Below are 8,470 nucleotides of genomic sequence, written 5' to 3'. Positions count from 1 at the left end.
GGCAACGGCGAGCGGGTCGGGAGCGGCGGCACGGGGCGCCGGCTGCTGGGGCATGGCGGCGGGGCGCTGTTGCTGCGGAGCGGCGAATTGCTGCTTGCCGGCGCGGGGAGCGCTGGCGGCGCGGCTTGCGGCCGAGTTGTTCTGGCCCAGGCCATTCTGGTAGGCGCGCTCTTCCTCGTACAGACGACCGAGCGTGGGGGCGTCGACGTTCTCGGCAAAGACCGAGAACTTACCGGCACGCAGCTGCGGGTCGATCATAAAGCGAACGAGGGGTTCACCGACAAACACATAGCGGCGCTTTTCGGCCTGTGCCTTCACAAACTCGCGGACTTCGCGCGAAAGCTCGGGGTAGAACGGGGCGAGCATGGGATCGTCGTCGGCGGCGATCAGGATGGTATAGAGTGCCGGCGCGGTGTTGACGCCGTTGATCACCAGAGTCTGATCCTCCATGTCGCGAGCGGCCTGCTTGGCAAGCTTCTTAAAGGAGAACGGGGCACGGGTGGCACCGAAGATGCCGGCCACGTGGTCCTCGAAGATGTTCAGGAAGTTCACGAAAGATCACTCTCCGTATAGGTTCTTTGGTATCCGAGCAAATATAGGCATATCCCAACGATTATAGAGGATAGGGTTCCCGCAACCGCCGCCTTGACGACGACCGCGCCCGCAAGGCTGGCAATTTCCATATGGTGTGCAAGACAGAGCGACGCCGCGGTGCCTATTCCGCAGCCGGCGATGGCAGCGATTGCAGCCAGGTTCGAGCCCTGCTCGGCACGCTTGGCATGGGCGTTGAGCAGCAGAGATGTCAGTGCAGCTGTCGCCGCGACAAGCACGACGGCAGCCCAGAAGAGCATGTCTCCCAGCGCCGCGGCAACATTGCCGAGCCCCAGCACGCCTCCGGCGGAAAGCGCGACCGTGGCCAGGCGGGCGAAGAGCGCGCCCATCCCCGTGGCGGCCGCGGCGCTTGCCGGGCCGAGCCAAAAGGCCGCGATGCCGGCGGCGACCCCGGCGGCAAGGACGACGTCGCCCGTCAGACAGCCGAGTGCCACCGCACAGGTGAGCGCGGCGCTCGCGGCGGCCTCGGTGCGGCCCCAGGCGATCCACCAACCGGACATGGTGGCGGCAAAGAGCACCGCGACGGGCAGCATCGACAGGATGCCCTGCGCTTGCATGGTGGCGTTGGCCATAAGTACCAAAAAGCCCACGGCCGAGATAGCCGAACCAATCTGCGGGGCCAGGCCGGCGGCCGCTCCAATCGCGATAGCCGCGGCAATAAGTCCGGGAAGCGCCGCGACGCCAGCCGTCTGCATGAGCAAAAAGCTAAAGGCACCACACGAGAGAGCCGAGATGGCGCGCATGGTGTAGTTGCGCGCGTGGCTCCAGCGCGTGCCGGCCCAGCCGAGTGCGGGGTCGACCTCGATGGTGCCGTCCTCATAGGGCAACGATTCGATATCGTCTGCCGCGCGCTCGTCATCCGACAGCTCGCCCACCATCTGCTCCAGGCTGCGACGGCCCTCGCGCACGCTGCCCAAGCCGGAGAGCAGCTGGTCGCAAAATGCCTCGATGCTGTTGGGGCGGTCTTGCGGCATGGGGGAGAGGGCGTTCATCAGCGCTGCCTCGGCTCCCGGGGGAAAGTGCGGTATCAGCTCGCTGGGATAGGTGGCGCCGCCGATGATGCGGCCGAGCGAGTCGGCGGGCGTTGCCGCCATAAAGGGGGCGCTGCCGCACAGGCTCTCGTAAATGACGCAGGCGAGGGCGAAGACGTCGGCGCGCTCGTCGACCGTGCCGGTCTCGATGTCGAGCTGCTCGGGTGGCATGTAGCCGATGGTGCCGCCGCGCGAACCGCCAAAGCCGCCGGCAGACGACAGACGTGCCATGCCAAAGTCGGTGAGCTTAACGTTGCCCGAGTGGTCGATGAGCACGTTGGCAGGCTTGATGTCCAGGTGGAGCACGCCATTGCTATGGGCGAAGGTGAGCGCCTGGCCCAGCGCGTCGGCAATGGCCGCCGCCTCGTCAAAGGTGAGCGAATGGCCGTCGACTCGATGCAAAAACTCGGCGAGCGACATGCCATCGACATATTCCATAACCAGGTAGGCATAGGCGGTGTCGTGCGTAAAGTCGATAACCTGCACGATATTGGGATGCTGAAGCATGGCGGCGGTATGTGCCTCGCGCAGGACATCCATGATGTCGCTGGCGGGCATGCCGGCGCCGTTGATAAGGGGGATGCGCTTAATGGCGACGCGGCGGCGCAGGTGCGTGTCGCGGCAGATCTCGATGGAGCCAAAACCGCCGGTCGCAAGCGTCTCGAGCGGCTGGTACCGCTTGAGCAGCTCGCGAGAGCTGGTGCCCTCCAAAGGAACGTCCGGCGAGAACCGGGCGGTATGTTGCGAGAAAAGCGGCATGGCCAACCCTCGTGCGTTTAAAGTTCGTTTGCGAGCGGCGGGCGCGGGGCCGGGCCGTTCGCGGTGGCATAGATGCTGCTAGTGTAGCACGCTCGGGTGCATGGGGAGGATGGCGGGACGCGAGGCTGCCCGTCTGGCTTGGCCTTAGCGCTTCTTCTTGTTCTTCTTCTGCTTGCGCTGCTTGCCCTTGGTCTCCTGGGGCTTGTCGCCCTGCTTGGCTTCGGCTGCGGCCTTCTCGGCCTTCATCTTCTTGCGTTTGGTCTCGATGCGCAGCTTTTTGTTGATGCGCGCCTTAAGGAAGGCGCCAAACTGCTCGGCATCGCCGCGAACAAAGGTGTCCTTGGGGATCGTCACGCCCTGGTCGGCGAACATGGCCACAAAGATGCGCTCGCCGTCGAGTACGTGGTCGAGCTTCTCAAACGGGAAGAACTGCGACTTGCCGCTCTTGCCCCAGACCATCAGGCCGTCCTCGTTGGCGGCGACGCGGCGATAGCGGCCACCCATGGACTCGTCTGCCTCGACGGCTTCGATAAAGTCGCGCGCGAGCGTATGGTGCAGATTTTTGCTCCACCAGGCCAAAAAAGCGCCGAACACGATCAGGACGACGCCGAACTTGATCCAGTTGCCGCCGGCCACCAGCATGCCGATGCCGATGAGCGCGGCAATTGCCGCGGCGACATACAGCGAGCCGCGACGCCTGGGCGAGGCGACCAGACGGGCGAAATCGGTGACGAGGTCGTTTTCGTACTGATACTCGTTGAGGTACAGGATGCCGTCGTCGGCTGCGGCCTGCTTCTCGAGCGCGACCTCGACCTGGTCGGCTGCTTCGGAGGGAACGAGGTTGCTCTCTGCGTCTGCCATGCTCTTTGGACTCCTATCGCGGCGGGCTCGCCGTACGGGTTATTATGAATGCAGTATGCCGTGCGACCGCATGGCCGCCGCGGCAACAAGTCTCAGTATACCCGGGGGAGCACCCATGGAATCGTTGTACCGAAAGTATCGCCCGCTCACCTTCGACTCCGTGGTGGGCCAGCAGCATATCGTCTCGACGCTCGAGCACGCTATCACCGAGGGACGCCTGTCCCACGCCTACCTGTTCTGTGGACCGCGCGGCACGGGCAAGACCACCATGGCGCGCATCCTTGCCAAGGCGCTGCTGTGCCGCAATGCCGAGGCGGCGCGCGCCGAGGGTGCAAGCGGCTGCATGCCCGACGGTACTTGCGAGGAGTGCGAGCTCATTGCCGAGGGCAACCACCCCGATGTCTACGAGCTCGATGCCGCAAGCCGTACCGGCGTGGACAACGTGCGCGAGGAGATCATCAACTCCGTCAACTTTGCCCCGGTGCGCGGCAAGTACAAGATCTATATCATCGACGAGGTCCACATGCTCACGACGGCGGCGTTCAACGCGCTGCTCAAGACGCTTGAGGAGCCGCCGGCACACGTGATCTTTGTGCTGTGTACCACCGACCCGCAAAAGATTCTGGAGACCATCCTCTCGCGCTGCCAGCGTTTCGATTTCCATCGCATCGGCAACGAGGATATTGAGCATCGCCTGGCATACGTATGCGAGCAGGAGGGCTTCGATTACGACGACGAGGCGCTCGCCATCGTGGCGCGCCATGCCAAGGGCGGCATGCGCGACGCGCTCTCCACGCTGGAGCAGCTGAGCGTTTTTGGCAACGGTTCTGTGCATGCGGACGATGCCCGCTCGCTTTTAGGCGAGGTTTCGGACCAGATTCTGGGCGAGTTTTCCCGCGCCATTGCCGATCGCGATGTTGCCGAGCTCTATGGACTGATCCGTGCGCAGGTCGAGGAAGGAAACGACCTGCTGGAGCTGACGCGCGACCTGGTAGCGCATGTGCGTGACGTGTACGTTGCCTGCGTTGCCGGTGCCCGTGCCGAGCTGTTTGAGGGCGGCTCCGAGCAGGCCGAGGCGCTTGCTGCCGAGGCCGCTGCCTTTGGCGAGCATCCTGCCGACCGCCTGGCCCGCGTGCTGACGGTGCTCGACGATGCCGCACTGGAGATGAGGGGCGCGAGCGACGTGCGCCTGGTGCTCGAGATTGCCTGTACGCGTCTGGCACGTCCCGAGGCCGATTTGACGATTGAAGCTTTGGCTGAGCGCGTAGCTCGCTTGGAGGCCATGGTTGCCAACGCCGCCGTTCCGGCGAGCGTGGCTGCTGCCGGCGCTGCGCCTGCAGCTGTTACGGCTGCGCCCGTGGCGTCACAACAGCCGACGCTGATCTCGGGTGCCCGAGCTGCCCCCCCTGCCCCGTCCACTGCCCCCGCCGCTGCGCCCGCGCAACAGGGCGGCATGCCTTGGGACCGCGGTGTCGCCGCTCCGGCGGCCCAGCCTGCGCCTCGTCCTGCGTCCGTGGCGACTCCCAAGCCTGGGGCGCCCGCGCCCCAGGCTGCCCCGGCTACGGCTCCCGCGCCCGCCGCCGCTCCGGCACCCAAGCCCCAACTCAACAATGCCGCCCAGGTTGCTGCCGCCGGCGCCGCCGAGACCCCCGCGGTCGAGGATGCCGGTGAGCTCCAGCGCAAATGGGCCGAGGTCGTCGAGCGCGTCAAGGCCCAGCAGGCCTCCTACGCGGGGCTTTTGCTTAACGCCCGCGCTACGGCCGACGATGGCTCCAAGCTCACGGTCTCGTTCCCCGCGGGTTCGACCTTTGCCATCAAGATGCTCGGTCGCGCCGATACGCAGTCGGTGGTCTTGCCGACAATCAGCGCGGTCTTCGGTCGTCGCACCGTCGACTATGTCCTGGATGGGGGTGGCACGCCGGCTCCTCAACATGAGGAGCATTCTCCATCTGCACGGGCTGCGGCATCTGCGGACCCGCAACCCGTGTCCTCGGCGGCCCCTGCATCCTCGAGCGCCAACGCGACGCAGCCAAAAACAGCACCGATAGCGGCACCGACCCCGTCGGCGCCTAAGCCCGTCGCGGCCAAATCGGCTGCTCCGGCACCGGCACCCAAGCCCGCCGCCGCGCCTGCGCCCAAGTCATCCGACCTGGGCAAAGCCCCCTGGCTGCGCTCCGACAACCCCGCTGGCGCTCCTGCCACGGGCAAGCTCCCGACCGAGCCCGCGCCCCGAGCGCCCGAGCGCGCGTCCGCTCCCAAGGCTCAGCCGTCTGCGCAGTCTGCACCGTGGGAATCCGAGCAGGTGCCCTACGATGACGCCATGGTCGGCGGCTTTGCAGGCGATGTGAGCGGGGACGATCTGCCTCCGTTCGACGTGCCGGGTGCGACGCCCGCGCCCAAGCCCGCTGCAACTGCCCCCAAAGAGGAGGACGCTCCTGCAGCTCCCTGGGAGTCCAACCCCGGCGCGGGCAGTCCCTTCGGCCATCAGGGCGCAGCCCCATGCATCCCGCAGACCGAGGACGAGGCCAAAGCCCTCATCCGCAGCGTCTTCGGTCAGTCCACCATCTTCAAACCGGTGGAGTAGCTGTACAGGCGGGTATACTGCTCAAGAAGAGACGTCTTTGAACGGAGCGAGCTTATGATGTGGGAATATGTCCGCCTTGAGGACGATACGCAGGTTTCGTATTCCGAAGTCCGGGAGGACAACACGGTGAAGGTTGTTGTGGAGCGCCCGCGCGATTGGGGTTTTGACACGGCGGAGTGTATCTTGCCGGCATTCAATTGGGTGTCACATGAGGGCTTTAGCGAAGCGAACCTCAAAGAACTCGATGATTTCGTGCGCAACAATGCCCCGCTCATCCTGCGTTTTGCCTACGAAGGCGGACGAGTCTATGCCTAGTCTGTTTCGACTCGGGCCGTACATCATCTTCTTCTGGACGGGGGAGAACGGCGAACCTGTCCATGTTCACGTTGCGGTCAAGCGCCCCACTGCCGAGGCAACCAAGATATGGCTTACCCGCTCCGGCGGATGCAAGCTGGCCCATAACAAGGGCGATATTCCTGCTCGGGATTTACGCGATATCATGCAGTTTGTTTCATCTAACCATGCGCTGATTTGCAAACGCTGGAAAGAAACAACCGGTGGGCTGTCGTTTTACTGTTGAGAATCGCTTGCTGGGCTTAGGACCCCTAGCCCTTTAGGGGCTCTTTATCCGGGCGCATTTGAATTTCGGACATGTGTAGCGTGGTGCCGCGTGTCTCGCATTCGAGCAGGCAGATGCGTGACGGTCGGCCTAGGGTGCTGAGGTCGACACGATACGTCGCGCGGCTGTCCGTGTACTCGACTTGCTCGGCGTCGAGGGTTGCTCCGATTGTCAAGAAAGCGCCCGGCTCGGCATCAACAATCTTGGAGTCCTTTATCTTGACCTTGAACTCTTGGTAGAGGGACGGGCTGTTGTAGTAAATGGTTCGAGTTCCGTCGGTGCACTCATCGGTCGCTTCCCATTTGACGACGGGCTGGTCCGAGCTGGCTATCAGCAGCTCTGCTCCAAAGGCTATAGCATGGGTGATGACAACCAGTAATGCCCAGCCGACAAAGAGATAGAGAACCACATATGCAACGGGGTGTTTTGAGCGGATGTTTTGGAGCGCGTCGGGGGCATTCATGGGGCACCTCCAAATTGCTATCTATGACAATTAAATTATACCCTGCCGCCATGTGCTTCGCCTCGAGCAGCGGTTTGGCATTTAGCTATTTAGTGGCACACATGAAATGCCGGATTCGGCTCTACTAGATTGAGTATGCGATATTATGCAACCTTGCATAATTCGGCCTTGCATAATCTTTGCGCGTGGTTTGTATTGGAGGACATGTATATCGACTGAGGTAGCGTGTCCGCCCCGCTTGCTTGCCCCGCGCCGTGGTACGATTTTTGAGTTTGAAAGTCCCGTCGCGCTCCGGCTGCCCTTGCAGCTTGTCGCGCGGCCGCACGTAAAGGAGCCATCATGGCCGGTATGAACATGCAGCAAATGATGAAGCAGGCTCGCAAGATGCAGGAGCAGCTTGCCGCCGCGCAGGAAAACCTTAAGTCCCAGACCGTCGACGCCTCTGCCGGCGGCGGCATGGTCAAGGTGACCGTTAACGGCGAGATGGAGCTCGTCAACCTCACCATCGACCCCGATGCCCTCGATCCCGAGGACGTCGATATGCTGCAGGACATGATCATGGCTGCCGTCAACGAGGCCGTTCGCGGCGTCAACGAGCTCGCCAACAAGCAGATGGGCGCCATCACTGGCGGCCTCAACATCCCGGGCATGCCGTTCTAAGACGCGCATATATATGAGTGCCAACCATAGCCTGCAAAAATTGCTCGATGAGCTGGGCCGCCTGCCGGGCATTGGCCCCAAGTCGGCTCAGCGCATCGCCTATTACCTGCTCGAGGCCGATGCCGAGGAAGCGCGTCGCCTGGCCGAGGCCATCCTGGAGGTTAAGCAGGAGGTTCACTTTTGCAGCCGCTGTTTTAACTACGCCACGGCCGACGAGTGCTCCATCTGCCAGGATTCGATGCGCGATACCACTCGCATTTGCGTGGTGGGCGAGCCGCGCGATGTCCAGGCGATTGAGCGCACGGGCAGCTACCATGGTCTCTACCACGTATTGGGCGGCGTGATCAGTCCCATGGACAAGATTGGCCCCGAGCAGCTGCACATTCGTGAGCTGTTGGCGCGCTTGGGGCACGAGGATATCACCGAGGTCATTATCGCCACCAACCCCAATATCGAGGGCGAGACCACGGCGAGCTACCTGGCGCGTACCATTAAGCCGCTGGGCGTTGAGGTGTCGCGTCTGGCGAGCGGCCTTCCCGTGGGCGGCGACCTGGAGTATGCCGACGAGCTTACGCTTGGGCGCGCCATCGAGGCCCGTCGCACGATTTAGGTGGCGAGCCTGCTCCTGCCGTATGTCTTCATCGCGACGCACGGGGTAGTCATAATTCCCCGTGCGACTATAAGTTTGTTGTGCAACAAAGATACTTTGTATCCGCTTATCGCATGGATGCTTCCATTCGCATCCTTAATTTGCTCATTCGTTGCGCAACCTTTTGGGTTCGCTGATACACTCAAATATGGATTCGAATGAATGCGCCGCTCCCGAGCGGCGTGTTTTTGTTCAAGACTTTAGTCTGCTGGCCGCGCAGCGGCCAGCTTTA

The 8,470-nt window shown here is 63.1% G+C and carries 9 protein-coding genes; 5 read left to right on the top strand and 4 right to left on the bottom strand.

Annotated elements, in window-relative coordinates; genetic code table 11:
• From DW821_RS09960 to DW821_RS09950, 3 genes are all read right to left on the bottom strand, one after another.
• Positions 1-552 (bottom strand): FhaA domain-containing protein (locus DW821_RS09960; RefSeq protein ID WP_118066728.1); only part of this gene is annotated, 552 nt, incomplete at its 3' end.
• Positions 549-2,402, bottom strand: a complete 1,854-nt coding sequence (locus DW821_RS10265; protein WP_199584352.1) for a serine/threonine-protein kinase — start codon at positions 2,400-2,402, stop codon at positions 549-551. The genes DW821_RS10265 and DW821_RS09960, both read right to left, overlap by 4 nt.
• A gap of 144 nt (positions 2,403-2,546) precedes the next feature.
• Positions 2,547-3,263 (bottom strand): hypothetical protein, encoded by a 717-nt coding sequence (locus tag DW821_RS09950; protein ID WP_118066726.1) that lies wholly within the window; start codon positions 3,261-3,263, stop codon positions 2,547-2,549.
• Positions 3,264-3,378: 115 nt separating this feature from the next.
• On the opposite strand from DW821_RS09950, the gene dnaX reads away from it, so the two are divergent.
• Genes dnaX through DW821_RS09935 form a run of 3 tightly spaced genes read left to right on the top strand, consistent with a single transcriptional unit; the run spans position 3,379 to position 6,427 of the window.
• Complete coding sequence (gene dnaX, locus DW821_RS09945) at positions 3,379-5,847, top strand: DNA polymerase III subunit gamma/tau (RefSeq protein WP_158567568.1); 2,469 nt, start codon at positions 3,379-3,381, stop codon at positions 5,845-5,847.
• A 54-nt stretch (positions 5,848-5,901) separates the two neighbouring features.
• Positions 5,902-6,162 (top strand): hypothetical protein, encoded by a 261-nt coding sequence (locus DW821_RS09940; protein WP_117638144.1) that lies wholly within the window; start codon positions 5,902-5,904, stop codon positions 6,160-6,162.
• A complete protein-coding gene (locus DW821_RS09935) occupies positions 6,155-6,427 on the top strand; it encodes a DUF4160 domain-containing protein (protein ID WP_099432548.1) in 273 nt (90 codons plus the stop codon). Before DW821_RS09940 ends, DW821_RS09935 begins: the two co-directional genes overlap by 8 nt.
• Positions 6,428-6,452: 25 nt before the next feature.
• On the opposite strand, the gene DW821_RS09930 is transcribed toward DW821_RS09935, so the two are convergent.
• Complete coding sequence (locus DW821_RS09930; RefSeq protein ID WP_118066722.1) at positions 6,453-6,929, bottom strand: hypothetical protein; 477 nt, start codon at positions 6,927-6,929, stop codon at positions 6,453-6,455.
• A gap of 339 nt (positions 6,930-7,268) precedes the next feature.
• On the opposite strand from DW821_RS09930, the gene DW821_RS09925 reads away from it, so the two are divergent.
• Together DW821_RS09925 and recR are read left to right on the top strand one after the other, a co-directional pair.
• The gene (locus tag DW821_RS09925; protein WP_006235174.1) at positions 7,269-7,589 is read left to right on the top strand and encodes a YbaB/EbfC family nucleoid-associated protein; all 321 of its coding nucleotides are present in this window, start codon (positions 7,269-7,271) and stop codon (positions 7,587-7,589) included.
• Between the two features lie 13 nt (positions 7,590-7,602).
• Positions 7,603-8,199, top strand: coding sequence for a recombination mediator RecR (gene recR, locus DW821_RS09920; RefSeq protein ID WP_117584188.1), 597 nt, complete (start codon positions 7,603-7,605; stop codon positions 8,197-8,199).
• The last annotated feature ends 271 nt before the right edge of the window (positions 8,200-8,470 follow it).

The sequence above is a fragment of the Collinsella sp. AM33-4BH genome (genome assembly GCF_003469205.1).
Classification (GTDB): domain Bacteria; phylum Actinomycetota; class Coriobacteriia; order Coriobacteriales; family Coriobacteriaceae; genus Collinsella.
The sequence above is the reverse complement of the archived record's forward strand: the minus strand, read 5'-3'. Positions and strand labels throughout refer to the sequence as shown.

Coding starts and splice junctions, on each gene's coding strand:
- DW821_RS10265 (WP_199584352.1), bottom strand. CDS start 2,402: ATGCCGCTTTTCTCGCAACATACCGCCCGGTTCTCGCCGGACGTTCCT.
- DW821_RS09950 (WP_118066726.1), bottom strand. CDS start 3,263: ATGGCAGACGCAGAGAGCAACCTCGTTCCCTCCGAAGCAGCCGACCAG.
- dnaX (WP_158567568.1), top strand. CDS start 3,379: ATGGAATCGTTGTACCGAAAGTATCGCCCGCTCACCTTCGACTCCGTG.
- DW821_RS09940 (WP_117638144.1), top strand. CDS start 5,902: ATGATGTGGGAATATGTCCGCCTTGAGGACGATACGCAGGTTTCGTAT.
- DW821_RS09935 (WP_099432548.1), top strand. CDS start 6,155: ATGCCTAGTCTGTTTCGACTCGGGCCGTACATCATCTTCTTCTGGACG.
- DW821_RS09930 (WP_118066722.1), bottom strand. CDS start 6,929: ATGAATGCCCCCGACGCGCTCCAAAACATCCGCTCAAAACACCCCGTT.
- DW821_RS09925 (WP_006235174.1), top strand. CDS start 7,269: ATGGCCGGTATGAACATGCAGCAAATGATGAAGCAGGCTCGCAAGATG.
- recR (WP_117584188.1), top strand. CDS start 7,603: ATGAGTGCCAACCATAGCCTGCAAAAATTGCTCGATGAGCTGGGCCGC.